Here is a 26,182-nt window from a genome sequence, read left to right on the forward strand (position 1 = left end):
GCAGCTCGAGCGCGCCTTCCGCCACACCCACGACAAGGTGACCCGCCACGCCGCCCGCCTCGCGCAGATCGAGTGCGACGGCATCCGCACCATGCTGCAGAGCCCTGACGGGCCGTGGACAGTGGTGCCCTGGAGCACCCCGGTGGCGGGAAGCGAGCTGCGCATCCTCCCCGCCGACCCGGCCCGGGTTCGTCGCGCAGCACTCACCGAGCCGTGGGAAGCGCCGATCAGGGCCAAGCAGCTGGGAGGCTGAGGCGGTGGCCGCTTGGGCGATCAGGTCACATCAAGAAGAGTGACGCCCGGTGCACCACCGTAGATGCCGTGACGCGCCATCAGCGGGACCTCTGTCGCGATCGCCGAAGCAGCGATCCACCTGTCGCCGGTGTGGCCTGATCAGCGATCAGCGGTCCTGCTGACACTCGGCGTCCTGCTCCTGGCGTTGTCGGCGCTGACGACGCCCAGGTCGCGGGGGTTGTCCCGATGAGCGCAGGATTCTGCCTCGAGCCAGCATCAGCGAGCCCTGTGCAGAACGCCTTGGCCGGAGTCGTCGCGACAGTGGATGAGTCCCGAGTGAGAAGACTGTTCGCTATCGGCATAGAACATCTGTTCGTTTATCCTGTAGTATCGGGATATGGAGCTGACGACGAAGTCGAGGGTGGTGGAACTGCTTGAGCAGGCCCACGGTGCCCTGACCGCGGCCGTCGGCGAGGTGGGCTCGATGACCGAGCTGGGAGATAACGCGCTGGCACAAGCGATGGAGCTGAGTGCCGGGATCGCCCGGCTCGCGGACACTGCGATGGTGCGCACCGTGGAGGCGGTGAACGAGCAGGCACGCCTGGCTGAGCCCGGGGAGGCATTGGCCAGCCGTTACGGCATGCGTGACGCCGCCACGTTGTTGATGGCCGCCACCGGAGCGAGCCGTCGCACCGTGACGAGGTGGCGCCAGGTAGGAGCCGCAACAGCTCCGCGGACCATGGGCTCGTCGGGGATACTGCCACCACTGTTCCCTCACATGGCCGAAGCGCTCTCCCGTGGCGCGGTGAGCCTGGACCAGTCCCTGGTGATCCGCCAGCACGTGCAGCAGGCCGCGCCGCGCGCCCACCCGGATGACCTCGACGCCGCGGAGCGTGCGCTGGTTGCCTCCGCCGTCGGGTTCGCATCGCACAGCCCGGATGAGCACGGGGATGAGCCACCGCCGCACGACTGTGGTCAGGCCGAGGCGCCGATGTCACCGGAACTGTTGGCCGTGCAGGCTCGAGCATGGCGCGATGCCATCGACTGCGACGGGCCGGAGCCGGCATACGAGGAGCTGCGGAGACAGCGCTCGTTCACGTTCGGCCAACGCACCGACGGCATGTGGGTCGGCAGGTTACTGCTGCCGACCGATCAGGGAGAGGCGCTGCGCCTGGCACTGGATGCGCACAACGCCCCGCGAACGCTCGCCCGGCACACCGAAGATCCGGCGGCCAGCTCCGGAGCGGGCTCACTTGAAGCCGCCGAGGCGGCAATGGGACCAGCGAGTACAGGCGCATCGGCCACGGACGAGAGCGAGATCCGGACCGACCGAGTAGCCAGCCAGCACTGCGCGGACACCGACTGCGGCGAGCAGCCCCGCGCGGACCACGCGGCCGTGGATGAGGCGCAACGTGGCACGGGACTTGCGCGCCGCGGGCAGCGCGACGACCGCACTACGGCGCAGCGTCAGGCGGACACGCTGGTCGGCCTGATCTCAGCCGCTGCCGCCGACGCCAGCTCCCCACGGATCGGCGGTGAGGCAGCCACACTCATGGTGACGATCACCGAGTCCGAGCTCGACAAGCACGCCGCCGGGCAGCGCGGCATCGCCCACCTCGCCAGCACCGGCGAGCCGGTGCCCGCACACGTTGCGGCCAGAGTCCTCTGCGATGGCTACCTGCAGGCATGCGTCCTCGACGACGCTGGGCTCCCGCTCAAGCTCGGGCGAGCCAGACGCTCGCACACGCGACATCAACGCCGCGCGATCCTTGCCGCCTACCCGGGCGGCTGCCAGAACGCGGGATGCCACGCGCCACCCGGCTTCACCGAGATCCATCACCCGGTGTGGTGGTCGGAGGGCGGCACCACTGACACCGACAACGGCATCCCGCTATGCCAGCACTGCCACACCGAGGTGCACGCCGGGCGCCTGCGATGCGTGCGCGACACTGACGGCCGCTGGCGAGCCGCACCTACCCTTCAGCTACGGCAGTGGGACTGGGGCCGACTCACAGCATGATCTCCGCTCCGCCGCGCTGTCGTACGGTGAATCCGTGTCGAGGAACGCTCAGCAGCACGGTTCGCGGCTGGTTCTGATGCGGCGTGGCGCCCCCGTCTCCTCGATGGTGGGCCTGTGGATCGGGACGGCGGTCGCCTTCCTCGCGATCCTGGGCCGGTTCGGATCCGAGGGGTTCGACGGCGAGCGCACCGGGCTGGGATTCACGATCGCCGTCGGGGTGTTCGTGGTCGGGATGCTCGCAGCGCTGTGGTTCGCTCGCCCGCGCGACGGCGCCCTCTGGGATCTCGATCAGCGCACGATCACCGACCGGCAGGAGGTCATCGGATTCGACGGGATCCACCGCGTGATCGTGTGCACCGGAGCCCGCGGCTACTACGGGCTGCTGTTCTTCGGCGCGGACGGTCCGATGCCGCGGCTCTCGATCCGGGTCGACTCCAGGAAACAGCCCCCGCCCACCGCCTGGCGCGCAGTCCGCGAGCTGCTCGCCTCGCCCCACGCGCCCTCCCTCGAGGGGTACGGCACACCGCGGATCTCGGCCAAGAACTTCGTCACGTCGCCCCCGATCTCCGCGACGCGGGGCTCGTTCGCCGTGAAGATCCTCGACGCCCAGATCGGCTGGATCGACCAGGGCGGCGACCCGCGCGCCAGCGGGGCGCCGATCGAGGCATTCCGGGTGAGTGGCCATCACGGCTCATGAGAGGGCATCTCCGTGGTGGGCCGCGCATGCCGTCAACGTCGAGGACCGGCGCCACCGCCGCCGTCGAGATCCTCGACCACCAGCTCACCTGGATCGAGCAAGGAGGCGACGCCGTCGACGTCGCCTCCCCGATCGAGCAGCTCAGACTGCGCCCGTCAGCCGCGCGGCGCTCCGCTGTCGCGAGTAGCGCGTCGCGGACCACGGCGGCGCCCGCCGCCGGCGGGCGCGCTCGGCGCTGACGATCCGCCGGCGCTCGACGATGACCAGGCCACCGTGCTGCCGCCGCTCGTCTGCGCACCTGGGCGCCCCTGGCCAGCGGTGCCACCGCTGCGGCGGCGCCGGTTTCGGCTGCGGCCAGAACCCTGCGACCCGCCCTGGGGGGACCCTCCGTGGCCACCGCCTCGGCCCTCATTCGGGCGACCGGAGCGGCGACCACCACCGGAGCGCGGCGCGCGCGCGGCAGGCTCGCCACGACCGGCCGGCGCGGCCGGCGCCGTCGGGGCGACCCGAGGCGCGACCTCGCCGATCAGCGGGGCCAGGTGCTCGGCCGTCGGGTGCACCGGCTGCGCCGCGATCTTCGCAGCACGCGCGAGCGACCGAAAGTCACCGCGCTCCTCGGGCATCACGATCGTCACCACATCACCGCCGGAACCCGCACGCGCGGTGCGGCCGGAACGGTGCAGGTACGCCTTGTGCTCGGCCGGCGGGTCCACGTGCACCACGAGCTCGACGTCGTCGACGTGGATGCCGCGCGCCGCGATGTCGGTCGCCACGAGCACGCGCACGCCACCGGTGCTGAACGCCTCGAGGTTCCGCTGCCGCGCGTTCTGGGACAGGTTGCCGTGCAGGTCCACCGCGGGGATCCCCGCCGTGGTCAGCTGCTTCGCGAGCCGCTTGGCCTGGTGCTTGGTGCGGGTGAACAGCAGCCGCCGGCCGGTACCGGACGCCAGCTGCTCGACCACCTCACGCTTCTGCTCCTTGCCGCCCACCGTGAACACGTGGTGCGTCATGGCCGCCACCGGCGAGGAGGCGGGATCGACCGAGTGCGTCACCGGATCGGACAGGTACCGCTTGACCAGCACGTCCACGCCGTTGTCCAGCGTGGCGGAGAACAGCATCCGCTGGCCGCCGCGCGGGGTCTTGTCCATGATGCGCTTGACGCCGGGGAGGAAGCCGAGGTCGGCCATGTGGTCGGCCTCGTCGAGCACGGTGATCTCGATCTCGTCGAGCCGCAGCGCACCCTGGCCGAGCAGGTCCTCGAGCCGGCCGGGGCAGGCGATCACCACGTCGACACCGCGCGCGAGCGCCTGCACCTGCGGGTTCTGACCCACGCCACCGAAGATCACGGTGTGCCTCAGCCCCGCCGCCTCGGCGAGCGGCGCGAGAGTATCGGCGATCTGCGAGGCCAGCTCGCGAGTCGGTGCGAGGACCAGGGCGCGGGGCATGCGCGACTTGGCCCGGCCGCCGTCGGCAAGCCGAGCGACCAGAGGGAGCGAGAACGCGAGCGTCTTGCCCGAGCCGGTACGACCGCGACCGAGCACATCCCGGCCCCGCAGGGTGTCGGGGAGGGTCGCCGCCTGGATGGGGAATGGTTCAGTGATGCCGCGCTTGCTCAGCGAGGCCACCAGGGATGCGGGCACGCCGAGCGCGCCGAAAGTCATGCTGGACACAGAGATGTGTTGCCTTCTACTTGGGGTTCACCGCAGTGGAGTCACTGGTGCAGCCAGGCAAGACGCCGGCGCATTCGGAACCGCGATGCCACGGGCGAACGCCCGCTGACCTCCATTGTCGCAGATCAGCGGCACCCTTGCGCCTGCTGTGGCGGGCGTCACGATTCCTCGAGCGGGATCACCAGCTGCGTCATCCCCGAGTCGGTAAGCAGGTAGGAGTCCGTGACGACCGCCGACCGCAGGGCCGCGTCATATCTCGTGCTCTCCCCTGTGCGCGGGTCGACCAAGAGCGCGACGAACCTCGTGTTGCCGTCCTCGTCCTCGACTCGCTGGTCGGTGACCAGCAGCCTCTCGACGCCGTCGGCGTCAAGACCGGCGATGTCCTCCCACCGCACGCTGAGGTCGCCGTTGCGCCACAGCACCTCGCCCGTGACGACGTCGACGCCCATCAGCCCCCATCCGTCGGAGAGCACCACCACGCCGTCGGAGATCCACGCACGCAGATCGTCCTGCTGCGCTTCGGCCTCGACCCGCCAGAGCTCAGTCCCCGAGGCGTCGACGAGCATGTAGACCGCCTCGCGATCAGACCACGCCTGCTGGTCCTCGAACCCGTAGAGCACGGTCCCGCTGCCACCATCGGGCAAGGAGTGCCCACCGATGGCCACCCATCTGCCCTCACTAGGTGCGATCGATCCGCCGAGATGCCCGTCCTCAGCGTCCACCGTGACGACCGCCGACTGCTGCTGCTCGAACCAGCCGGACGTCACCAGCCCGACGTTGCTCGAGGACACGGCGAGGTCCTCGCCTTCAGTGATCATCGAGGAGACCTCGTGCTCCAGCGGCCCGGTCCACACCTCGTCACCGGCCACGGGATCGAGGCGAAGCAGCGCGGAGGTGCTCTGCTCGTCGTCGCCCTCTTCGCTCCGCAGCGCGACGGCGATGTCGCTCTCGCCGACCGCGGACATGGCGGTGATCGTGCCGTCGAGCCGCACGCACGAGAGCTTCTCACCCGTGCGCGGGTCGAAGGTCGTGAGGTCGGTGCGGCCGTCCTCCCGCTCCGCGAGCAGGCTGAAGCGGCCCTGGATCGTGCTGTACCCGCTCGCGTCGTGCGCGACACCCCACAGCGGCTCACCGGTGCGCGCGTCCGCCCCCACCCACGTGTGGTCGTAGTAGCCGTCGGCCTGCAGCACCACACCGCCGTCGAGCGGGTACAGCAGCGGGTCGTACGCGCCACTGTCGACGATGCCCGGGCTGGTCAGGCTCGGCTCAGCGAGTCCGGGCGGCAGATCGGTGAACTGCTCCGGGTCCACCCCCTGCTCGCGAACCTCCGGCGTCCCCCAGCGGATGATGTGCATGTCCGCGAGCTCACCGCCCTCGATCCGCTCCCAGCCGCCGCCGCAGGTCCACCCAGTGGCGTCGATCAGGCGGTTCACCCAGCCGAAAGCGAGCTGCGCCACCCCGAGTGCGGACACGACGGCGACGGTCACGCCGACCGCGATCCGACGGCGGCGGACCGCGACCCTTCGACGTTCCTCGACCTTGTGGTCGCGTGGCGTGATCCCCGACGGCGGCTCGCTCACCCGGCCCTCCCCCTCACCTGGCATCCAGTCAGGCTAGCGACCGCCCGCAGTCCGGACCGCGGCGACAGGCGTGCGCCGCGCGTGCCAGGGTGGGCGGTCATGACCATCCTGCTCACCGGTGACTCGATCACCGACGCCGGCCGTGACCGCTCCGACCTCGCGAGCCGGGGCTCCGGCTACGCCGCCCTCATCGGCGAGGCGCTGGCCAACGAGACCGTGATCAACACCGGCATCAGCGGCAACCGGGTGATCGACCTGCAGGCGCGTTGGGACGAGGACGTGCTCGCTCACGCCCCTGCGGTGCTGTCGATCATGATCGGCATCAATGACACCTGGCGCCGCTACGACAGCGACGACCCCACCCACGCCGAGGCCTACGCCACGGGATATCGCGAGATCGTCGCGCGAGCCCAGGCAGCAGGCGTCGAGCGGATCATCCTCATCGAACCCTTCCTTCTGCCGGTCACCGACGAGCAGTGGGCGTGGCGTGAGGACCTGGACCCGAAGATCCAGGCGGTGCGCCGGATCGCCGCTGAGCTCGGCACCGAGTACCTCGCGACCGATGGTCCCCTCGCGCAGCGTGCCGCCAGCCTGGGCCCAGCCGGTGCTTCCTCACTTGCTCACGACGGCGTCCACCCCACCCCCGAGGGTCATCAGTTCCTCGCGGACCTCTGGCTGGCTGCCTACCGCCGCGCCTGAGCCGAGTTTCAGGGTCCTGGCCAGGCCGCAGCGGAGCGCGCCGGTGCTCAGCCCGAGGCACCTCGCGGCTGCGGATCCGGTGCCGCAGCAGCACCAGCAGAGAAGTCGCCGGCGATCCCTCGCTCCGCCATCGCATCGATGAACCAGTCGGTATCCGCCGCCAGCTCCTCATCGCTGACGTGATCGGTAGCCACGACGGTGCCATTCCGCCCAGCCGTCCGCACCGGGGCCGCGGCCTCCGGCTCGCGATACGCGGGTGCCACCGTGTTGGGCGCCTGGGCAAGATCACCTGCGAGCCTGCGCACTGCTGGTGCGTGGCTCGCCCAAAGCCCCGCGCCGGCGCGGGCCGTAGACGAGCCGTTCCAGATTCACGGAAGAGGCAGTGGCGTGTGGACTCTGCGGATATCCCCGGCTCGGCCCATCGGGCGCCTGCGGGGTCGGCATCGTCAGTAGTGGCGCCCGCGCTGAGCTCGTTGGTTGTCGTCGAGTTCGTCGGGACTCTTCACGCAAGGAGGGCCGGGAGCGACATGCGCTCCCGGCCCTCCGCCGTCGTCGGTGACCTACTGGCCTGAGGCCTGAGCCTCACCCTCGGGACCAGACCCGGGTGCGGCGGCGGGGGCGCCGACGCTCACCGGCTCGACCTCGGTAGCGTCCGACACCGGGGCATCCTCGGTCAGCTGCTCCCACGGGACCCCGGTGAACGTGAACTCGCCCAGCAGGCCCTCGCCCTGCGCGTCCACGATCACCTTCTGGCCTGCCTTCAGCTCGCCGTACAGGATCGTCTCGGACAACTGGTCCTCGATCTCCCGCTGGATCGCGCGGCGCAGCGGCCGCGCTCCGAGCACCGGGTCGAACCCGCGCTCGGCCAGCAGCTCCTTGGCGGTCTCGGTGAGCTCGATGCCCATGTCGCGGTCGGCGAGCCTCGTGGCCAGCCGCGCCATCATCAGGTCGACGATCTGGAAGATCTCGTCCTTGCTGAGCTGCGGGAACACGATCACGTCGTCGACGCGGTTGAGGAACTCGGGCCGGAAGTGCTGCTTGAGCTCGTCGTTGACCTTGATCTTCATCCGGTCGTAGCTCGTGGACAGATCGCCACCGGCCTGGAAGCCGGTGAGCAGGCCCTTGCTGATGTCCCGGGTGCCGAGGTTCGTGGTCATGATGATCACGGTGTTCTTGAAGTCCACCTGGCGGCCCTGGGAGTCGGTGAGCTTGCCCTCCTCCAGGATCTGCAGCAGCGAGTTGAAGATGTCGGCGTGCGCCTTCTCCACCTCGTCGAACAGCACCACGGAGAACGGACGGCGCCGCACCTTCTCGGTGAGCTGGCCACCCTCTTCGTAGCCGACGTACCCGGGCGGGGACCCGAACAGCCGGGACACGGTGTGCTTCTCCGCGTACTCGGACATGTCGAGCTGGATGAGCGAGTCCTCGTCACCGAACAGGAACTCGGCCAGCGTGCGTGCCAGCTCCGTCTTTCCCACACCCGTGGGTCCGGCGAAGATGAACGAGCCACCGGGCCGGCGCGGGTCCTTCAGGCCGGCGCGCGTGCGGCGGATCGCCTGGGAGAGCGCCTTGATGGCCTCCTCCTGGCCGATGACCCGCTTGTGCAGCTCCTCCTCCATGCGGAGCAGGCGGCTGGACTCCTCCTCGGTGAGCTTGAACACCGGGATGCCGGTCGAGGCGGCGAGCACCTCCGCGATCAGCTCCTCGTCCACCTCGGCGACGTTGTCCATGTCACCGTTGCGCCAGGCCTTCTCCTTGTCGGCACGGTCGCCCACGAGCCGCTTCTCCTCGTCACGCAGCCGTGCCGCGCGCTCGAAGTCCTGGTCGTCGATCGCCGACTCCTTGCTGCGCTTGGCCTCGGCGATCTTGTCGTCGAGCTCGCGCAGCTCCGGCGGAGCGGTCATGCGGCGAATCCGGAGCCGGGCGCCGGCCTCGTCGATCAGGTCGATCGCCTTGTCCGGCAGGAACCGGTCGTTGACGTACCCGTCGGCGAGGTTGGCAGCCGCCACGAACGCGGCAACGGTGATCGTGACGCGGTGGTGCGCCTCGTACCGGTCACGCACACCCTTGAGGATCTCGATCGTGTGCGTCAGCGTGGGCTCAGCGACCTGGATGGGCTGGAACCGGCGCTCGAGCGCGGCGTCCTTCTCGATGTACTTGCGGTATTCATCCAGCGTGGTGGCACCGATGGTCTGCAGCTCGCCACGCGCCAGCTTCGGCTTGAGGATGCTGGCGGCGTCGATCGCGCCCTCCGCAGCACCCGCACCCACGAGCGTGTGGATCTCGTCGATGAACAGGATGATGTCGCCGCGCGTGGAGATCTCCTTGAGCACCTTCTTGAGGCGCTCCTCGAAGTCACCGCGGTAACGGGATCCGGCCACCAGCGCGCCGAGGTCGAGCTTGTAGAGCTGCTTGTCCTTGAGTGTCTCCGGCACGTCGCCACGGGCGATGTCCTGGGCGAGACCCTCGACGACGGCGGTCTTGCCGACGCCAGGCTCACCGATCAGCACCGGGTTGTTCTTGGTGCGGCGGCTCAGCACCTGCATCACGCGCTCGATCTCGTTGGAGCGCATGATGACCGGGTCGAGCTTGCCGTCGCGGGCGGCCTGGGTGAGGTTGCGCCCGAACTGGTCCAGCACCGCCGAGCCGGAGGGGGTGCCTTCGGCCGGTCCGCCGGCCGAGACGGTCTCCTTGCCGCCCTGGTGCCCGGAGATCAGCTGGATGACCTGCTGACGCACCCGGTTGAGGTCCGCGCCGAGCTTGGTCAGCACCTGTGCGGCGACGCCCTCGCCCTCGCGGATCAGCCCGAGCAGGATGTGCTCGGTACCGATGTAGTTGTGGCCGAGCTGCAGCGCCTCGCGCAGCGACAGCTCCAGCACCTTCTTGGCGCGCGGCGTGAACGGGATGTGCCCCACGGGCGCCTGCTGGCCCTCGCCGATGATGTCCTGCACCTGCTGACGCACGGCGTCGAGCGAGATGTTGAGGGACTCCATCGTCTTGGCGGCGATGCCCTCCCCCTCGTGGATCAGCCCGAGCAGGATGTGCTCGGTGCCGATGTAGTTGTGGTTGAGCATGCGCGCTTCTTCTTGCGCGAGCACGACAACGCGCCGAGCACGGTCCGTGAACCTCTCGAACATGACACTTCTCCCAACAGGCAGGTGCGGCTTGCGTCAAGGCTAACCACGCCGACCCCCTGGACCTGCCCGTGTTCGCCGCAGGCGGAGACGGTGTCGGGAACCAACCGCCGCTCAGGCGCCACGTACCTCACTGATTCGCTCCGGGTCCTCGTCCGCGAAGACGAGCGATGCCCGCTTGATCACCTGCAGCCCGTCCGAGACGTCCACCGCTGCGACGCCGGGCAGCCGGCCGACCTCGTCGGTGAGGAACCCATAGAGAGCGTCGTCGTCACCGACAGCGATCTCACCGCTGAGGTTGGAGAGTCCGGTCGTCGCCGCGATGTTCATGACATGAGGGTGCGCAGCCAGGGCATGCCCCACCGCCTCGAGGCGTGACGGAGTCACGCGCAGCCACAGCAGCGCCACCACGGGCTGTCCGATGAGCGCGGGCTGCACGACCGTACGAAGACGGAGCAGCCCGGACGACATCAGCGTCTCCACACGTCGGCGTGCCGTGGCGGGCTGGATGCCGAGCGCTGCGCCGAGGTCTCGCCACGTGCGCCGACCGTCATTGGCCAGCAGCGCCACCAAGGCGCGATCGAGCTCGTCGAGCCTGTGTGTGTCACCGGACGCGCCCTCGGTCCAGTGATCGAGCCGTTCGGTCCGCAGCCGAGCGAGGGTGGCCTCGGATACCCGGCCCGCGGCCCATCCATGCGGGGTGGAGAACCGCCGGATGATCTTCGCGGTCGAGCTGCCGACGACACCCGGCACCTTGGTCAGCCGCTCGTTGAGCAGCTCCATCAGGTGCCGGGTCGAGCGCACGTTCAGCTGTGCGGTGCAGTCCAGGTCACCGCCGACGACGGCGACGTACCCGGACTCGGACCATCGGGCCACCGCGCGAGCCACGTCCGCGCTCGCTCCGGGCAGGCACCGCAGCCGCAGGAAGACGGCGAACCCGATCCCCGCGTGCTGCTGGTCGATCACACTGACCACCCGGACCAGATTCTGCTCGATGAGCCAGGTCAAGCGCCGCGAGACCGTCGGTGCGCTCGTCCCGACGGCGGCAGCCAGGGCGCTGATCCGGCAGCGCGGATGTGCCAGCAGCGCTGCGACAATGTTGCGGTCCAGATCCACCAGTGCAGCAGTTTCACCCATGATGCTTCAGGATCCTATCGCTTTCGTTCAGATTGCTCATCGTTCTTTGCGTGCGACCTGAGGGCGCCTCACGATGCGTGAACGGATCTGAACGGAGCGACCTGCGAATGGGTGCAGTGACGTTGAGCGTCATCGGTGCAGGGCACCGCGGCGCGGACGCCTACGGCGACTACTGCTTGCGATTTCCTGACCGCGCCTCGGTGGTGGCGGTGGCCGAGCCGGACCCGGTGCGGCGCAGGCAGTTCGCCAGGCAGCACGGCATCGCCGCAGAGAACCAGTTCACCTCATGGGAGGAGCTGCTCGCTCGGCCACGCCTGAGCGACGGGCTCGTGATCGCCACACCGGACCGGCTGAGGGCCGGCCCCGTGGTCACCGGGGTGCGCCAGGGATACGCCCTGCTGGTGGAGAAGCCGTTCGCGCCCACCGAGGAACAGCTCGACGCGATGGCGTCGGCGATCACCGAGACCGGCGCCTTCGTGGGCGTCGCGCACGTGCTCCGATACACGAAGTTCTACGGTGCGGTGAAACGGCTGATCGACGACGGTGCGATCGGTCGACTCGTCCACATCGACCAGACCGAGGACATCGGATACTGGCACTTCGCGCACAGCTACGTGCGCGGCAACTGGGCCCGCGCGGAGGACTCCACCCCTATGCTGCTGGCGAAGTCGTGCCACGACCTCGACCTGCTCACCTGGCTGATCGACGAGCCCGCTGTCTCTGTCTCCTCGTCCGGCTCGCTCACCCACTTCACCGCCGACCACGCGCCGGACGGCGCGCCCGAGCGGTGCACCGACGGATGTCCGGCAGCGGGCACGTGCCCGTTCTACGCGCCGCGCCTGTACATCGAACGACTGCGCAGCCACGACACCTGGCCGGTGACCGCGATCACCTCGGATACGAGCCCGCAGGGCCGCCTCAGCGCACTGAAGACGGGACCGTACGGGCGATGCGTCTACCGCAGCGACAACACGCAGGTGGACCATCAGGTGGTGACGATCTCCTTCGGCTCCGGAGTGCTGGCCACCCTGCGGGTCGGGGCATTCACCGCCTCCAACACGCGCACGATCCGCGTGCTCGGATCGCACGGCGAGATCAGCGGTCGCCTCGACACCGGTGAGATCGAGGTCCGAACCTTCCTGCCGGCCCCGGGTCAGGGAGTCCATGAGTGGTCACGCTGGGATCGGGACGCCGAGGGACGATCCGGTTTGCCTGACGACGCGACATGGAGGATCCTCGCCGGGCCCGCCACGGACCCCGACAGGGATGAGAGCCTCGGCCATCGGGAGAGCGACGGGCACGCCGGCGGCGACGACGGCCTGATGCACGAGTTCGTCGAGCAGCTGAGACGTCGCCAAGCAGGCGAGACTGCGAAGCTGCCCACACACCTGCGCGACGCCGAGCGAAGCCACCGCATCGCGTTCGCCGCCGAACGTTCCCGCCACTCCGGCCAGACCGTGGAGCTCACGACATGACCACCGACCTCGACGCCGCCGCGGGGGCGCGGCTGGCCGAGCGCGTGCTCGGTCACGCACACGGGATCGAGATCTCCGCACTCGACGGCGGCGCCGCTCGCCCGGGCGAGGGCGCGCACCCTTCCTACGAGTACCGCGCGAGCGGCGGCGAGGTCCACGTGCGCGCGACCGACACCCCAGCTGCGAGCGCAGGGCTGTACGCCTACCTCAAGGACGTCTGTGGCTCGCAGGTGACGTGGAACACCGAGCTTCCGCTGGCGCCGGCCGGCGCCTGGCCGGCGACTGAGCCGGTGCGCCGTTCGACGCCTGCCCGTCACCGCTACTACTTGAACACGGTCACCACCGGCTACTCCGCGCCCTACTGGGACTGGGACCGCTGGCAGCGCGAGATCGACTGGATGGCGCTGCACGGCATCACGACGCCGCTGACGACCCTCGGCCACGAGGCCGTACTCGCCCACGCCTTCGAGGCTCACGGTGCCGACCCCGCGGACGTGCTCGCGTGGATCGGCAGCTCCGCGCACCTGCCGTGGACGTTGATGGGGTGCACGAACAGCTTCGGTGGCCCGTTGCCCCGCGACTGGTTCGCGCGCCGCCTGGAGCTGGCGCGCAAGGTCGTGGACCGGCAACGCGAGCTCGGGATGCGCACCGTGCTGCCGGCCTTCGACGGGCATGTGCCGAACTCGCTCGCCACCCCGCAGACACCGCGGACCACCTGGCAGGGCTTCGCCACCGCGCTCCTCGACCCGCACGAGGACGCCTTCGGTCGGATCGCCGAGACCGTGACCCGCACTCAGGCCGACCTGCTGGGAACCGACCATCTCTACAGCGCGGACCCGTTCATCGAATCGATCCCGCCCTCGGGCGAGGCCGTCGACCTGACGGGATACACGGCCGCCATCTACCACGGCATGTCGGCGGCCGATCCCGAGGCAACCTGGGTCATGCAGGCGTGGCCGTTCCACTACCACCGGCACTTCTGGACGGCGGAGCGGATTGCCGCCGTGACCGGCGCGGTCCCCGACGAGCGTCTGCTGCTGCTCGACCTGTGGGCCGAGCACGCCCCGGTCTGGAACGACGGGCGCGGCATCCCCGCGACCCCGTGGTTGTGGTCCGCCGTCCACAACTTCGGTGGCCGGTTCTCCGTGCACGGAGACCTGCACGGCCTGGCGCGCGACCTGGGAGGCGTCCTCGATGCAGCTCGTTCCGGCAGCGACCGTGTGGGCCGCCTGGTCGGCACGGGGCTGGCGATGGAGGCGATCGAGAACAATCCCGTGTTCTACGAGCTGGCCACGGATCTCACCTGGGAGACCCCTCAGGTCGAGGGATGGGTACGCGACTACGCGGCTCAGCGATACCAGCTCCGCGATGCTTCGCCGTCTGCCCATGATGCGGCGGCGAGAGCGTGGGAGTTGCTGCTGACCACGCTCTACCGGCAGGGCGCGAGCCGTTCGACGCCCTCGCCGCTGATCGCGCGGCCGTGGGATCTTGATCCGCCGTTCGCCCGGCAGCGCAGCGCCGGTGAGTTCCTCGACCCGGACGCCCCGGTGCTCATCTCGGCGAACATCGACGCCGAGTCCGACCCACGCGTCGAGGGTGACCTGACCGCGATCGCCGAGGCGGCGGGGTACCTGCTGGGCGCGGCCGAGGCCGCGCCATCCCCGGCACTGGCGACCGATCTCGTCGACGTCCTCACACATCTGGTGGCACAGCGCAGCCGAGCGATGATCCGCTCTGTGTCAGCCGCCGCGCAGGCCGCGGACCCCGACGGCGTCGCTCACCACGGCGCGCTGCTCACCCGAGCGCTTGGCGATCTCGACCGACTGGCGGGGACGCAGCGCGACCGACTGCTCGGCGTCTGGCTCGCCACCGCCGCCCGATGGGGGGCGGATGCTGAGGAACGAGACACCCTTGTGCGCGACGCTCGACGGTTGCTCACCGTGTGGGCACGTCAGGACTCCGGGCTGCACGACTACTCGGGTCGCCACTGGCAGGGCCTGCTCGCAGGCTTCTACCGGCCCCGCTGGCAGCTGTGGATCGACTGGCTGACCGCCGCCGCGACCGGCAGCACCGACCCGACCGGCTTCCGCAGCGCCGTCGAGAAGCTCGAGGAAGACTGGGCGGCCACGACCTTGATCGGCCAGACCGAGCCGGCCGGCGATGTCATCGAGATCGCGGCCGACCTGCTTGCCAGGTATCGCGACCCCGTGGTCTGAGCGTGGGCGCCGCAGTCAGCTGAGCAGACGCACCGCTGCTCGTACCCCGCCCCCGGCCTCCAGCGCCGCGCGCGCCGCCTGAGGGTCGGCACCGGTGAGCGCTGCGGTGAGGGCCGCAGGTAGATCGTGATCGCATGCGGCCAGCAGGTCGCGGCACTCATGCTCCGGGCGCTCGGTTGCCATCACCAGGATCCGCACAGCGCGCTCATCGAGCTTGGTGTTCGTGGCCACGAGGTGTGTCATGAGATTCGACCAGGTCCGACCGCCGCGGATCATCACCGCCGTCGAGAAGGCGTTGATCATCACCTTGGTGGCGGTGCCCGCCTTGAGCCGGGTGGACCCTGTCAGCGCCTCGGCGCCGGTAGCTGCCTCGATCGCGCAATCCACCTCGGTGCTGAGGGCGGCACCCGACTGCGTGCTGATCAGCGCGGTGAAGGCGCCTACCCGCCGGGCCTCGGCCAGGGCCCCGCGCACGTAGCCGGTGCTGCCGGACGCGCTGAGGCCGATCGCCAGGTCGCCTGCACCGACATCGGCGGCGTCCGCTATGCCGGCTGCCCCCTCGTCCTCGGCATCGATCGCCGAGTCCAGCAGCGCCGCCGAGCCGCCGGGGAAGTGCCACGCGAATGCGTCGGCGATCCCGAAGGTCGGCCTGGACTCAGTCGCGTCGACGAACGCGAGCCGCCCCGAGGCACCGGCACCGAAGTAGTGGACCCGGCCGCCCGCACACAACCGGGTGTGTGCCTCCTCGACCAGGCCGGCGAGATCCGCTGAGACCGCGAGCGCGGCGCGCACCCCGACGAGGTCTTCGGACAGGATCGCCTCGATCGCCTGCCGGGCAGGCCACGTGTCGATCGCGACCGTGCTCGGATTGCGGGCCTCGGTGCTCACTTCTCAGCCCCGGCGGCCAGTCCGCTGATCAGCAATCGCTGGGCGAAGACGAACAGGACCACCACGGGGATCGTCACCACGATCGAGCCGGCGAGCAAGATCGTGACGGGCGTGTCGAAGTCGGTCAGCTGGGCGATCCCCAGCGGTGCGGTCCACAGGTCGCGCGCCTGTACCAGGAACAGCAGCGCGTACAGATACTCGTTCCAGGCGATCATGAAGACATACATCGCGGTCGCTGCGATACCGGGCAGCGCGATCGGCAGCACGATCCGCCAGATCACGCCCATCAACGAGCAGCCGTCGATCAGTGCCGCGTCCTCGATGCTCGACGGCAGCGCGATGAAGTAGTTGCGCAGCATGTACAGAGACACCGGCACCGTCAGCGCCACGTACACGATCACCAGCCCGAGCAGGCTTCCGGTGAGGCCCACGCGCGACAGCAGCACGAACAACGGCACCGCGAGCACCACGCCGGGGAACATGTAGACCGCCACGATGACGGCGTTCCCTACCGACCGACCGGAGAAGCGGATCCTTGCGGTGGCGTATGCGCCGAGGATGCTCACCAACACCGAGACGATCACGGTCCCCGCACCCAGGATCAACGAGTTGAGCAGGAAGCCGCCCAGGCCGTAGCCGCCCGCTGTGGTGGGACGAAGCGCGGCCCAGTAGGCGTCGAAGCTGACCTCGTCCAGGCTCGGCACCAGATCCAGCGGGTTGTTGAGCACGGCGGCGAACGGTCGCAGCGACAGCAGTACGCCGTAGAGCACCGGGCCGCAAGCCAGGATCATCGTGACGACAATGATCGAGCTGCGCAGCGCACGGATGGCCACGGACTCTCGGCGGGTCGAGCTCACATCGCCTCCTTGCGCCGGTTGGCCACGGCCCAGAGGACGCCGAAGACGAGCAGGATCGCCGTCATCCACAGGCCGTAGGCGGCGGCGCTTCCCACGTCGGCGCGCACGGTCAGCTCCTTGAACACCTTGACAGCCATCACCTCGGTACCCCCGGCACCCTGGGTGAGCAGATAGATGTCGTTGAAGCTCTGGAACGACCAGATGAACCGCAGCAGCACCAGCACCATCACCACGGTGCGCAGCTGCGGCAGCACGATGTGCGTCAGGCGCTGCCCGGCATTGGCTCCGTCGATCGCCGCCGCGTCCTCGAGCTCGGCGGGGACGTTCTGCAGCCGAGCAGTGACGAACAGGAACGTGAAGGGCGCCGACTTCCAGATCTCGAACAGGATCACCACGATCAGCGCGACCGGTACGGTCACACCGCCAATCTGTGCCGACTTGGTGGTGAGGAAGGCGATCGGTGCGCTCCACCCCAGCACCTCGGTGCCGAACGCGTTCACGATGCCGTACTGCGGGTTGAGCATCGTGCGCCAGATCGTGGCCGCCGCGATCACCGGCAGCACGTAGGGAACGAGAAACAGCGCCCGAACGACGTTCTGGCCGCGGAACGGCTTGCGCATGGCCAGCGCCACGATCACACCACCGGCGATCACGCCCAGGGTCGTGAAGGCCGCATAGACGAGCGTGGTGCTCAGGGCGCTCCAGAACGCGCTGGACCCCAGCGCATCGCGCAGGTTGTCGAGCGTCCAGTCGATGGTGTCCAGGCTCAGGCGGGGTATGTCGATCAGCCGGAAGTCCGCGAAAGCGAGCACCACGACCGCGAAGAACGGGAGGAGGATGACGACGGCGATGGCCAGGTAGGAGGGCGCAGAGAGCAGGTAGCCGTGGAGGTTGGCGCGCTGGCCCCGGCTGAGCCGAGACCCGCGCGCCGCCCTCACCGTGGGTGCGTGCGCCATCGGCTAGCCGAGATCGTCCTGCAGCGCCTGCACCTGCGCGGCCATCTCGTTCACCACGTCCTGCGGGTCGGTACCCGAGTACAGCGGGTCGAGCTGCTCGGCCAGCACGTTCTGCGCGAACGTCTCCCCGGCGAGCACGGCGTCGTCGGTGCCGAAGCCCCAGCGAGAGACCGCGTTCATGCCCTCGCCGAGGGCGGCCACCAGCTCGTCACCGTAGAGGTCGCCGACCGATTGGTCCGAACCGGCCATCCCCAGGGTGCCCCAGGCATCGAGGTACTCGGTCGGGTTCTCCGCGCTGCCGGGGCGCAGCGGGATCCGGCCCTCGGGTGCGGTGGCAAGCATGGCGGCGTAGCCGTCGGAGAGCATGTACTCGACGAACATGCTCGCGCTCTCGGTGTTGGCTCCCTCGGGGATCACATAGTTCAGCGTGGTCCCGTACTGCGATGCGTTGCTCTGGTCCAGCACGGTGATGAAGCCGGAGTTCTCGACGAGGAAGTTCTCGTTGTCCGCGCACTCGGCGCACGTGAGCGGGTTGTCGGCGTCGAGACCGGCGAGCTCGTCCAGGATGTGAGTGGAGAACAGCAGGAACCCTGCGTCACCGTTGAGGTAGGTGGCACGGGCACTGGTCACGTCGAACTGGCCGGCGTTGCTCGAGGCCGCCAGAGTGGCGAAGTCGCCGGCGGCCTGCGCACACTCGGCAGAGTCGATCGTCACCGTGCCGTCGGAGACCAGCTGGCAGCCGGTCTGCTGGAACGTGGACTCGATCGCCTCGGTCGCTGATGGCGTCCCCACCTGGGTGCCGAATGCCATCCCGGTGATGCCCTGCGAGTCGTGGATGGTCTCGGCCGCGGCAGCCAGCTCGTCCAGCGAGGTCGGCACCGACAGACCTGCCTGCTCGAGCAGATCGGAACGATAGACGATCAGGTGCACCCAGCCGTCAGCAGGGATCGCCTGGTACGCACCGTCGATGTTGATGAAGTCGAGCGCCTGCTGGTTGAAGGTGTCGGCACCGAGACTCTCGATCACCGCGGTCGCGGCGTCGGAGTCGACCAGGCCCTGGGTCTGCCAGGCGCTCAGATCGGGAGCGTGCAGCACGACGTCGGGCACGTCACCCGAGGCGGCACCGGTCACCAGCGCCTGGTCCTGGTCCGCGCCGGCCATCGCGACGACCTCGACCTCGATGCCGGTCTCGGCGGTGAACTGCTCCGCGATCTCCTGCTGCGCCGCCATCCGTTCGGGCTGCACGTGCGGCGTCCAGAAGGTGATCGGGCCCGAGGTGTCTCCGCCGGTTCCGCTCTCGCCACCGTCGCCGCCCGAGCATGCGGCCACGGTCAGCGCGCAGGCCAGTGTCACGGCAGCGGTGCTGGCGATCCGTCGATCGTGTCTCATCGGTCTACTCCTTCGCGTCCATGATCTGAGGACTCTGACTGGGGACCCATCGACGAGGTGAGATGGGCCAGGCTGGGGGGTGGGACGTCGTCGGCGTCCGCGATGGCGGTCACGAGGAGCGTGGTGAGCTCCTCGCGCACCTGCTTGTGGGCGGGGTCGTCGTGGAGCGAACGCAGCTCCTGGGGATCGGCCTCCAGGTCGAAGAGCTCCCACTCCGGCACGCGCGGGTCATCGACGGCACCGGTCACGCCGAGTGCCTGCCCGTAGTAGTGGATCAGCTTGTACCGCTCGGTCTGCACGCCGACATGCGCTCCGACGCCGGCCTTGAGGTGCTCCCAGTATCGGTAGTAGCTGTGGTCGCGCCACGCCACCTCGTCGCCCCGGCAGATCGGCCGCAGGCTTTGACCCTGCATCCGCTGCGGCGCCTCGACACCGGCGTAGTCGAGGAACGTCTGCGCCAGATCGAGGTTGAGCGCCAGATCGGTGGACACCGAGCCCGCGGGGATCTCCGCCGGAAACCGCATGACGAGCGGGATCCGTAACGAGTCGGCGTACATGAACCGTTTGTCGAACCAGCCGTGGTCACCGAGAAAGAAGCCTTGGTCGCTGGCATAGGTGACCACCGTGCGCTGCGCCTGCCCGGACGCGTCCAGGTGGTCCAGCAAGCGGCCCGTCGTACGGTCGACACCCGCCACGCAGCGCAAGTAGTCGCCGATATAGCGCTGGTAGAACCACGAGGTGCGCTCCGCCTCGCTGTCGAAGTCGGGGATCGCGGTCTTGACGTCGAGCTCGTCCAGGTCCCGCCCGACCCGGATCGCGGCCTCCTCGGCCGCCTGTGCACGGCCGGCGTAGTCGTCGAAGAGCGTGTATGGCTCGGGGAACGTCACGTCGTGGTACAGGTGCTGCTCGTGCGGACCGGGGAACCACCGCCGGTGCGGGGCCTTGTGCCACAGCAGCAGGAGCCATGGCTGCTCGCCGCTCTGCTGGGCCAGCCAGTCGAGCGCGAGGTCGGCGAGGATGTCCGTGACGTACCCCGTGTGCTGGGTGCGACCGCCAGGGCCGATGAGCTCGGGATCGTCGTAGTCGCCCTGTCCGTCCAGGATCTGCCACTCGTCGAACCCCACCGGGTCGTGTCCCGGGCCGTGCCCGAGGTGCCATTTGCCGAACAGTGCGGTGCGGTAGCCCGCCTGTTGCATCAGAGCGGGGAAAGTGGGCTGCGCCGAGTCGAACGACGTCGTCAGCGTCATCATCCCGTGCCGGTGCCCGTGGGTCCCGGTGAGGATCGTCGCTCGGCTCGGAGCGCACAGTGCGTTGGTGCACGCAGCCCGGTCGAATCGGATGCCCTCGTCGGCGATCCGGTCCAGGGACGGTGTCTGGTTGAGCTCGCTGCCGTAACAGCTCATGGCATGCGCCGCGTGGTCGTCGGTGAGGACGAACAGGATGTTGGGCCGCGGATCTGCCATGGTTCACCTCCTCTGCGCCACGTCAGCTCACGCTAGGTGGCGACATTGCCTCAGATCGCCCCTCGCTGGCCAAATGAACGCTTCGGCCCTTCTGACTGCCAGGTTTGACAGAAACAGCTGATCATGGAGCGCAATCGGATGCGAGCGCCGCCTCGAACGCAGCGAGCGCCTCAGGCGAGAACAGCACGAACCGCACGAGCTGCATGGAACCCGCGCCACCGCCGTCGACCATTCCTCGGACTGCCCCGACGGCGGTGCTCGCCACCTCGCCCACGTCCCACCCGTAGACCCCGGCCGAGACAGCAGGGAATGCGACCGAGGTCGCCCCGAGCGAGGCCGCCACGCGCAGGCTCTCGGTGAAGCAGGAGGCGAGCAGCGCGGGGTCGGTCTGGCCGCGATGCTTGTCGGGCCCGACCGTGTGGATCACCCAGCGCGCTGCCAGGTCGCCCGCTCCGGTCGCCACGGCCTGCCCGGTGGGCAGCCCCCGCGGCAACGGCCCCTGTCGCAACGCCTGGCACTCGGCCAGCAGCGCCGGCCCGGCAGCGCGGTGGATCGCCCCGTCCACCCCGCCGCCGCCCATGAGCGAGGAGTTCGCCGCGTTGACGATCGCATCGACGTGCTCGGCGGTGATATCGCCCAGGCTCGCCTCGAGACGCGCGTTCATCGGACCTGCGCGCCGCGGTGCCGCTCCGCCCGCGCCACGTAGCCGGGGGCGGAGGCCGCGATCGCGGCCCGCTCTCCCCCGCTGGTCTCGCGCCGCACCTTGCCGGGCACGCCCAGCACGAGCGAGTTCGGCGGGACGACCACGCCCTCCGACACCAACGCGCCCGCTCCGATCACCGATCCTGAACCGACCACGGCACCGTTGAGCAGCGTCGAGCCCATACCGATCAGCACGCCGTCCTCCACCGTGGCCCCGTGGACGATCGCGCCGTGGCCGATCGTCACGTTCGCGCCCACGCGGACCGGGTGCCCGGGGTCGGTGTGCATGACGCAGTTGTCCTGCACGTTGGAGCCGGCGCCGACCACGATCTCGTCCTCGTCGCCGCGCAGCACGGCGCCGTACCAGACGTTCGCGCCGGCCTCCAGGCGCACGCGGCCGATCACGGTCGCGGTGGGCGCGACCCAGGCACTCTCGTCGATCTGGGGTCCGTCACGGTCAGGCAGCTCGATGATCATGCCTGTGATCATGTCGCGTCTCGGCGAACTCTGTGAACCCTTCGCGGACCGCCAGTAGGGTCGGGAGATGGCCCGCTACGCGGATCTCGACGCCGAGTCGCAGATCGCACTGCTGCGTCCGGTCGCGGCAACGGGAGCGATGCTGCTGGGGCTCGAGGTGGCCGCGATCACGCCGGTCCATCACGGGTACAACACCACCTTCCGGGTACGCACGAGCGAGCGGCTGGACTTCGCCGTCAGGGTCCTCACGAACTCGCTGAGCACCCCGCCCGAGCTCGAGGCGCAGCACGCCTGGATGCACGCCCTCGCGCGCGAGACCACGGTGCTGGTCCCGAACCCGGTCACGGGACCGGACGGCGCGAGCTGCGCCGTCGTCGAGGATGAGGCGCTGGAGCGGCCGTTCACGGTGGTCGCGGCGACCTGGCTCGCGGGCGAGGACATCGGTGAGCCCTCCTTGCAGCAGACGCATGAGCTCGGCGTCACGATGGCCACGATGCACAACCACGCGACCGGCTGGTCACCCGCCGATGGCGACCTGCTCCCGATCTTCGACGAACCCCTGTTCGGCGACGAGGATCTGCTCGCGTCGCTCACCGAGAAGGATCTCCCCGACGGCGGTGCTCAGGTTCTCGAGGCCGCGTTCGAGCGGGCGCAGCTCGCCTTCGACGAGGCCTTTCGCAGCGATCCCCTCGTGGTGCACGGGGACCTGCACGGCGGCAACCTCAAGTGGCACCTGGACGAGCTGGCCGTGTTCGACTTCGACGATTCCGGCTTCGGCACCGCGGCGCTCGATCTCGCGATCAGCACCTTCTACCTGCGCGACGAGTTCGAGGGCGCCGAGGCCGGGTTGCGGCAGGGGTACATGGCGATGCGCGACCTCCCCGATCTCGACCCCGAGGTGTTCGAGGCTCTGATCGCGAGTCGGCAGCTGCTGCTCGCGAATGCGCTGCTCGCCTCGAGCACCGCCTCGCTGCGCGCGGACGCCCAGAACTACCTCTTGATCTCGATCGCGCGGCTGCAGCACTGGCTGAGCACGGGCCGCTTCACGCGCACTCTCTAGGTCGTCTCCACCAGCAGCGTCATCGGGCCGTCACCCGCGAGGTCGACCTCCATCATGGCGCCGAAGACTCCGGTCCCGACGGCGATGCCTCGGTCGCGTAGCAGGGTCACCACCCGCTCGACCAGCGGCTCAGCCACCTCGCCGGGCGCCGCACCGGACCACGAGGGCCGTCTGCCCTTGCGGGTGTCGCCGTAGAGCGTGAACTGGGAGACCACGAGCACGCCGGCTCCGGGGGTGTCGGCGACCGACCGCTCCTCGCGCAGGATCCGGAGCTCGGCGATCTTGCGGGCGATCGTGGCGGCGTCGGCCTCGCTGTCGGTGGGGGCCACCCCCACGAGCGCCACGATGCCTTCGCCGATCTCGCCGGTCACCTCGCCCTCGACCCGCACCTGCGCCGAGGAGACCCGCTGCAGCACCGCCCGCACCGGCTCAGTCCCCGAAGGCCGGCGCCACGGTCCCGACCGGCTCGCCGTGCCCGAGCACCGGCACCTTCTCCCACTCCCACGGGCCACGCTCGCCGAGGCGCCGCAGACCTTCGGCGAGCAGCACCGGAACAGGGCGGGCGCTGCCGTCGGCGACCTTCGCGACCATCGCGCGACCGCCCGGGAGCGCTGCGGCGAGCACACCCTCGGCGCCGCCCTTGCAGATCAGCCCTGGCACGGTGCGCATCGCGAGGGTGTCGGTGCGCCCTTCGCCGGCGACCAGGTGCGGGCGGGCGCGCATCGCATCGGTGACACGGCGCTCCAGCGTGCCCGGTTCGGCGTCGGCCAACGTGCTGAAGGCGCGGGCGAGGCCACGCAGCGTGCTCGAGAACAGCGGGGCGCCGCAGCCGTCGACGCCGGTCTCCTCCGGGCGCACCCCGGTCAGCTCGGTGACGGTCTCGCCGATCAGACGCTGCAGCGGGTGGCGGCTCGACAGGTACGAACCCGGGTCCCAGCCCGCGGCCACGCAGGTGGCGAGCATCGCGGCGTGCTTGCCCGAGCAGTTCTGCGTCACCGCGGCGGGGACGCCGCCCTCGCGCACGACGGCGGAGCGTGACGCCCCGTCCTGCGGCCAGTCCGGCGTGTTCTGCAGGGCGTCCTCGGATAGCCCGACCGAGGCGAGCGTGGACCGTGCCACCGCTACGTGCTCGGGCGTGCCGGTGTGCGAGCCACAGGCCAGGGCGAGCTGTGCGCCGTCGAGGTTCACCCCGGCGCGGAGCATGGCGAGCGCCTGGATCGGCTTGAGCGAGGACCGCGCGAACATCGGGGCGTCGGGGTCGCCCACACGCAGCCGCTCGGACACGCTGTCGAGCACGAGCAGGTGCCCCGTGTGGACCGACTCGGCGAGACGTCCGCGCACCACCCAGGCCAGCGGTTCCCCGGGCGGTGTGCGCAGCAGCCGGGGCGGCGGCTTCACCAGCGAGACGAGCCGCCGCCGCGGCCCGAGTAGCGCTGCACCGCGGGGCGCACGTCAGCCAGGTAGATGCCGGCAGGCACCACGGCGAGCAGCACGAACAGCACCGGCAGCGGCGAGAACCCGAGCGGCGGCGGGATGCCGAGGAAGCCAACCACCACCGCGCCGGCGAGGATCGCCACCCAGAACGTCTTGGTGCGCTTGTCCGCCGCCTCGAAGCTGCGGGCCGGCGTGCGGGCGGCGTGCACCAGCGCCCACACCTCGAGGCCCACTCCCACGAGGGAGAGCCCGAGGAACAGGTACGTCTGGATGCCGCTGATCACGCCCACGCGAGCAGCCTAACCGCGCTCTGCTGGCGATCCCACCGACGAGGTTGCACGCGACGAATCAGCGGTGAGATCGGATCGCTACCGAGGGCGGCGCAGGCCCGCGCGGTCGATCGGGTCCGGGCGGCCGGTGCCGAACCCCTCGGGCGCCACGATCTCCTCCTGGGACGCCGCCACTGTTCCGACCGTGAGCTCGGCGTCGACCGCGAGTGAACGCTTGAGCAGCGCGAGCCCGATCGGACCGAGCTCGTGGTGCCGGGCCACCGAGGTCAGGCGCCCCACCTCGCGGCCGTCCGCGAGCACCGGCTCACCGTGCTCGGGGGTGATGTGGTCGGAGCCGTCGAGGTGCAGGAACACCAGGCGCCGCGGCGGTTTGCCGAGGTTGAACACACGCGCCACGGTCTCCTGGCCGCGGTAGCACCCCTTCGACAGGTGCACGGCGGTGCGGAGCCAGTCGAGCTCGTGCGGCAGGGCGCGCTCGTCGACCTCACGCGCGAGCCGGGGGCGCCATGCCGCCACCCGCAGCGCCTCCCATGCAGTGACGCCCGCGAGGCGAGCGCCTGCACCGGTGGCGTCGTCGACCACGTCGACCAGCTGTTCACGCGGCACCAACCACAGCACAGCGGACCGCTCGGTGCCGGGATGGTCGGTCACAGTCCCGTACGCGCTCGACCCCTCGCCCACCGCGGGCCACGGGTCGACCCAGCGCAGCGGCGCAGAACCGTCGCGAAGCCGCAGGGTGGGACCGTCGGCGCTGGTGCCGAGCACGGCGACCTCCTCAGCCCGCCGCACCTCCACCCGCAGCATGAACCGCATCGAGTCGAGGAACGTGGCCAGCGCGTCGGCGTGTCCGGCCTCGGTGACGAGCCAGGTGCACTCGCCGTCATCGAGAACCGCGGCGGCGTGCTCGATGTGCCCGTGCACGTCGAGCAGCAGCGTCTCGACCGAGTCCCCGGGTGTCAGCCCGCTCAGCTGCTGGGTTGCGAGCGAGTGCAACCAGGTCAGCCGGTCGGGGCCGGTCACGGTGACCACACCGAGATGCGAGAGGTCGGTCAGCCCGATGCCTCGCACCAGCGCGCGTTGCTCGGCCACGGGCTCGCCGTAATGCGCGGCGACTCCCTGGTCGGGGCCGCCGGCGGCGACTGCGCCCGGCCTGGTCAGCAACGGTGAGCTCATATCGTTCTCAAGCCCGACGGCGTCGGTTCCATTCCGTAGGTCAGTCCAGTCGCTGCAGGCGCCCGGAGGCGTAGGACTGCAGCTCGTGCCCGAAGGCAGCGATGTCCCACGCCCAGAACAGCTCGCTCTGCACGAGCCCGTAGATGCGGCTGGCGGCCGTGATCTCGGCGCCCATGTTGGTGCGGGCGACCACATCGGTGGCGAGCTCGATCCGCGGGCCCTGCGCACGCCCGAGGTACACGGACACGTACCCGCTCGGGTCGGAGAGCAGCACCTCGACCTCGCTGGCGGGCGGCTCACCGGCCGGTCGTTCGTCGGTGAGCGCGCTCGCGTCGTCCGGCGGCTTCGGCGTCACACGCCAGTGCCCGGACTCGGTGGACCAGACCTGGCCGGCGCGGAGCGAGGCCTGCTCGACGCGTTCCTCCAGCGTCTCCAGGTCGCCGTCGAGCAGCCAGCTGGTGGCCTGATACGACAGGTACGGGCCGCCGTCGTGATCGAAGGACACCTCGGTCACGATGGGGCGCTTGGGGATGTCGGGGTAACCGAGGAAGCCGGGGCCGCGCCAGCGGCCCACGAGCCACGCCAGCGGATACACCTCGGGCGCCAGACCCTCAGGGAACGAGAACGTCAC

The 26,182-nt window shown here is 70.0% G+C and carries 24 protein-coding genes; 7 read left to right on the forward strand and 17 right to left on the reverse strand.

Annotated features, from left to right (window positions below; genetic code table 11):
* From ACOJSN_RS08045 to ACOJSN_RS08055, 3 genes are all read left to right on the forward strand, one after another.
* A partial coding sequence (locus ACOJSN_RS08045; RefSeq protein ID WP_420111980.1) for a hypothetical protein occupies positions 1–253 on the forward strand: 253 nt, incomplete at its 5' end.
* A 378-nt stretch (positions 254–631) separates the two neighbouring features.
* Entirely contained in the window at positions 632–2,254 is a 1,623-nt protein-coding gene (locus tag ACOJSN_RS08050; protein WP_420111981.1) for a DUF222 domain-containing protein, read from the forward strand.
* Between the two features lie 34 nt (positions 2,255–2,288).
* The gene (locus ACOJSN_RS08055; RefSeq protein ID WP_420111982.1) at positions 2,289–2,951 is read left to right on the forward strand and encodes a hypothetical protein; all 663 of its coding nucleotides are present in this window, start codon (positions 2,289–2,291) and stop codon (positions 2,949–2,951) included.
* A gap of 155 nt (positions 2,952–3,106) precedes the next feature.
* Here ACOJSN_RS08055 and ACOJSN_RS08060 read toward each other — a convergent pair whose 3' ends face one another.
* Positions 3,107–4,612 (reverse strand): DEAD/DEAH box helicase, encoded by a 1,506-nt coding sequence (locus ACOJSN_RS08060; RefSeq protein ID WP_420112011.1) that lies wholly within the window; start codon positions 4,610–4,612, stop codon positions 3,107–3,109.
* A 167-nt stretch (positions 4,613–4,779) separates the two neighbouring features.
* A complete protein-coding gene (locus ACOJSN_RS08065; RefSeq protein ID WP_420111983.1) occupies positions 4,780–6,225 on the reverse strand; it encodes a hypothetical protein in 1,446 nt (481 codons plus the stop codon).
* A gap of 75 nt (positions 6,226–6,300) precedes the next feature.
* Here ACOJSN_RS08065 and ACOJSN_RS08070 point away from each other — a divergent pair, with 75 nt between their 5' ends.
* A complete protein-coding gene (locus tag ACOJSN_RS08070) occupies positions 6,301–6,900 on the forward strand; it encodes an SGNH/GDSL hydrolase family protein (RefSeq protein WP_420111984.1) in 600 nt (199 codons plus the stop codon).
* Positions 6,901–6,947: 47 nt separating this feature from the next.
* Here the strand turns inward: ACOJSN_RS08070 and ACOJSN_RS08075 are convergent, their stop codons facing one another.
* From ACOJSN_RS08075 to ACOJSN_RS08085, 3 genes are all read right to left on the reverse strand, one after another.
* Positions 6,948–7,094, reverse strand: coding sequence for a hypothetical protein (locus ACOJSN_RS08075; RefSeq protein ID WP_420111985.1), 147 nt, complete (start codon positions 7,092–7,094; stop codon positions 6,948–6,950).
* 366 nt (positions 7,095–7,460) lie between these two features.
* Positions 7,461–10,037, reverse strand: coding sequence for an ATP-dependent Clp protease ATP-binding subunit (locus ACOJSN_RS08080; protein WP_420111986.1), 2,577 nt, complete (start codon positions 10,035–10,037; stop codon positions 7,461–7,463).
* A gap of 111 nt (positions 10,038–10,148) precedes the next feature.
* On the reverse strand, positions 10,149–11,171 hold the full coding sequence (locus tag ACOJSN_RS08085) for an Lrp/AsnC family transcriptional regulator (RefSeq protein WP_420111987.1): 1,023 nt from the start codon (positions 11,169–11,171) through the stop codon (positions 10,149–10,151).
* A 107-nt stretch (positions 11,172–11,278) separates the two neighbouring features.
* On the opposite strand from ACOJSN_RS08085, the gene ACOJSN_RS08090 reads away from it, so the two are divergent.
* Both ACOJSN_RS08090 and ACOJSN_RS08095 read left to right on the forward strand, forming a co-directional pair.
* Positions 11,279–12,646, forward strand: coding sequence for a Gfo/Idh/MocA family protein (locus ACOJSN_RS08090; RefSeq protein WP_420111988.1), 1,368 nt, complete (start codon positions 11,279–11,281; stop codon positions 12,644–12,646).
* On the forward strand, positions 12,643–14,862 hold the full coding sequence (locus ACOJSN_RS08095; RefSeq protein WP_420111989.1) for an alpha-N-acetylglucosaminidase TIM-barrel domain-containing protein: 2,220 nt from the start codon (positions 12,643–12,645) through the stop codon (positions 14,860–14,862). The genes ACOJSN_RS08090 and ACOJSN_RS08095 overlap by 4 nt, the downstream gene beginning before the upstream one ends.
* 15 nt (positions 14,863–14,877) lie before the next feature.
* Here ACOJSN_RS08095 and ACOJSN_RS08100 read toward each other — a convergent pair whose 3' ends face one another.
* From ACOJSN_RS08100 to ACOJSN_RS08130, 7 genes are all read right to left on the reverse strand, one after another.
* Positions 14,878–15,750, reverse strand: coding sequence for an N-acetylmuramic acid 6-phosphate etherase (locus ACOJSN_RS08100; protein WP_420111990.1), 873 nt, complete (start codon positions 15,748–15,750; stop codon positions 14,878–14,880).
* Entirely contained in the window at positions 15,747–16,607 is an 861-nt protein-coding gene (locus ACOJSN_RS08105; protein WP_420111991.1) for a carbohydrate ABC transporter permease, read from the reverse strand. The genes ACOJSN_RS08100 and ACOJSN_RS08105 overlap by 4 nt, the downstream gene beginning before the upstream one ends.
* Positions 16,604–17,563: a carbohydrate ABC transporter permease gene (locus ACOJSN_RS08110; RefSeq protein WP_420111992.1), complete on the reverse strand. Its 960-nt coding sequence runs from the start codon at positions 17,561–17,563 to the stop codon at positions 16,604–16,606. The genes ACOJSN_RS08105 and ACOJSN_RS08110 overlap by 4 nt, the downstream gene beginning before the upstream one ends.
* Positions 17,564–17,566: 3 nt before the next feature.
* Entirely contained in the window at positions 17,567–18,952 is a 1,386-nt protein-coding gene (locus ACOJSN_RS08115) for an ABC transporter substrate-binding protein (protein ID WP_420111993.1), read from the reverse strand.
* Complete coding sequence (locus ACOJSN_RS08120) at positions 18,949–20,415, reverse strand: sulfatase (RefSeq protein WP_420111994.1); 1,467 nt, start codon at positions 20,413–20,415, stop codon at positions 18,949–18,951. Before ACOJSN_RS08120 ends, ACOJSN_RS08115 begins: the two co-directional genes overlap by 4 nt.
* A gap of 121 nt (positions 20,416–20,536) precedes the next feature.
* Positions 20,537–21,079 carry an O-acetyl-ADP-ribose deacetylase gene (locus tag ACOJSN_RS08125; RefSeq protein ID WP_420111995.1) on the reverse strand — a complete coding sequence of 181 codons (543 nt, stop codon included), beginning with the start codon at positions 21,077–21,079 and terminating at the stop codon, positions 20,537–20,539.
* The gene (locus tag ACOJSN_RS08130) at positions 21,076–21,594 is read right to left on the reverse strand and encodes a gamma carbonic anhydrase family protein (RefSeq protein ID WP_420111996.1); all 519 of its coding nucleotides are present in this window, start codon (positions 21,592–21,594) and stop codon (positions 21,076–21,078) included. The genes ACOJSN_RS08125 and ACOJSN_RS08130 overlap by 4 nt, the downstream gene beginning before the upstream one ends.
* A gap of 67 nt (positions 21,595–21,661) precedes the next feature.
* On the opposite strand from ACOJSN_RS08130, the gene ACOJSN_RS08135 reads away from it, so the two are divergent.
* Positions 21,662–22,654, forward strand: coding sequence for a phosphotransferase enzyme family protein (locus tag ACOJSN_RS08135; RefSeq protein ID WP_420111997.1), 993 nt, complete (start codon positions 21,662–21,664; stop codon positions 22,652–22,654).
* Here ACOJSN_RS08135 and dtd read toward each other — a convergent pair.
* The 5 genes from dtd to ACOJSN_RS08160 form a co-directional block, all read right to left on the reverse strand.
* Complete coding sequence (gene dtd, locus ACOJSN_RS08140; protein ID WP_420111998.1) at positions 22,651–23,079, reverse strand: D-aminoacyl-tRNA deacylase; 429 nt, start codon at positions 23,077–23,079, stop codon at positions 22,651–22,653. The genes ACOJSN_RS08135 and dtd overlap by 4 nt on opposite strands.
* Before the next feature lie 4 nt (positions 23,080–23,083).
* Positions 23,084–24,052, reverse strand: a complete 969-nt coding sequence (locus ACOJSN_RS08145; protein ID WP_420111999.1) for an asparaginase — start codon at positions 24,050–24,052, stop codon at positions 23,084–23,086.
* Positions 24,049–24,378, reverse strand: a complete 330-nt coding sequence (locus ACOJSN_RS08150) for a DUF2516 family protein (protein ID WP_420112000.1) — start codon at positions 24,376–24,378, stop codon at positions 24,049–24,051. The genes ACOJSN_RS08145 and ACOJSN_RS08150 overlap by 4 nt, the downstream gene beginning before the upstream one ends.
* 78 nt (positions 24,379–24,456) lie before the next feature.
* A complete protein-coding gene (locus ACOJSN_RS08155) occupies positions 24,457–25,551 on the reverse strand; it encodes a YgfZ/GcvT domain-containing protein (protein ID WP_420112001.1) in 1,095 nt (364 codons plus the stop codon).
* Positions 25,552–25,591: 40 nt separating this feature from the next.
* On the reverse strand, positions 25,592–26,182 hold the full coding sequence (locus ACOJSN_RS08160; protein WP_420112002.1) for an FABP family protein: 591 nt from the start codon (positions 26,180–26,182) through the stop codon (positions 25,592–25,594).

It is taken from the genome of Pseudactinotalea sp. (genome assembly GCF_048594945.1).
Classification (GTDB): Bacteria; Actinomycetota; Actinomycetes; order Actinomycetales; family Beutenbergiaceae; genus Pseudactinotalea.

Excerpts from the sequence above, each read along its gene's own strand:
- ACOJSN_RS08135 (WP_420111997.1), top strand. The coding sequence starts at position 21,662 with ATGGCCCGCTACGCGGATCTCGACGCCGAGTCGCAGATCGCACTGCTG.
- ACOJSN_RS08095 (WP_420111989.1), top strand. The coding sequence starts at position 12,643 with ATGACCACCGACCTCGACGCCGCCGCGGGGGCGCGGCTGGCCGAGCGC.
- ACOJSN_RS08115 (WP_420111993.1), bottom strand. The coding sequence starts at position 18,952 with ATGAGACACGATCGACGGATCGCCAGCACCGCTGCCGTGACACTGGCC.
- ACOJSN_RS08155 (WP_420112001.1), bottom strand. The coding sequence starts at position 25,551 with ATGAGCTCACCGTTGCTGACCAGGCCGGGCGCAGTCGCCGCCGGCGGC.
- ACOJSN_RS08065 (WP_420111983.1), bottom strand. The coding sequence starts at position 6,225 with ATGCCAGGTGAGGGGGAGGGCCGGGTGAGCGAGCCGCCGTCGGGGATC.
- ACOJSN_RS08110 (WP_420111992.1), bottom strand. The coding sequence starts at position 17,563 with ATGGCGCACGCACCCACGGTGAGGGCGGCGCGCGGGTCTCGGCTCAGC.
- ACOJSN_RS08130 (WP_420111996.1), bottom strand. The coding sequence starts at position 21,594 with ATGATCATCGAGCTGCCTGACCGTGACGGACCCCAGATCGACGAGAGT.
- ACOJSN_RS08080 (WP_420111986.1), bottom strand. The coding sequence starts at position 10,037 with ATGTTCGAGAGGTTCACGGACCGTGCTCGGCGCGTTGTCGTGCTCGCG.
- ACOJSN_RS08060 (WP_420112011.1), bottom strand. The coding sequence starts at position 4,612 with ATGACTTTCGGCGCGCTCGGCGTGCCCGCATCCCTGGTGGCCTCGCTG.
- ACOJSN_RS08120 (WP_420111994.1), bottom strand. The coding sequence starts at position 20,415 with ATGGCAGATCCGCGGCCCAACATCCTGTTCGTCCTCACCGACGACCAC.
- ACOJSN_RS08050 (WP_420111981.1), top strand. The coding sequence starts at position 632 with ATGGAGCTGACGACGAAGTCGAGGGTGGTGGAACTGCTTGAGCAGGCC.
- ACOJSN_RS08090 (WP_420111988.1), top strand. The coding sequence starts at position 11,279 with ATGGGTGCAGTGACGTTGAGCGTCATCGGTGCAGGGCACCGCGGCGCG.
- ACOJSN_RS08085 (WP_420111987.1), bottom strand. The coding sequence starts at position 11,171 with ATGGGTGAAACTGCTGCACTGGTGGATCTGGACCGCAACATTGTCGCA.
- ACOJSN_RS08125 (WP_420111995.1), bottom strand. The coding sequence starts at position 21,079 with ATGAACGCGCGTCTCGAGGCGAGCCTGGGCGATATCACCGCCGAGCAC.
- ACOJSN_RS08070 (WP_420111984.1), top strand. The coding sequence starts at position 6,301 with ATGACCATCCTGCTCACCGGTGACTCGATCACCGACGCCGGCCGTGAC.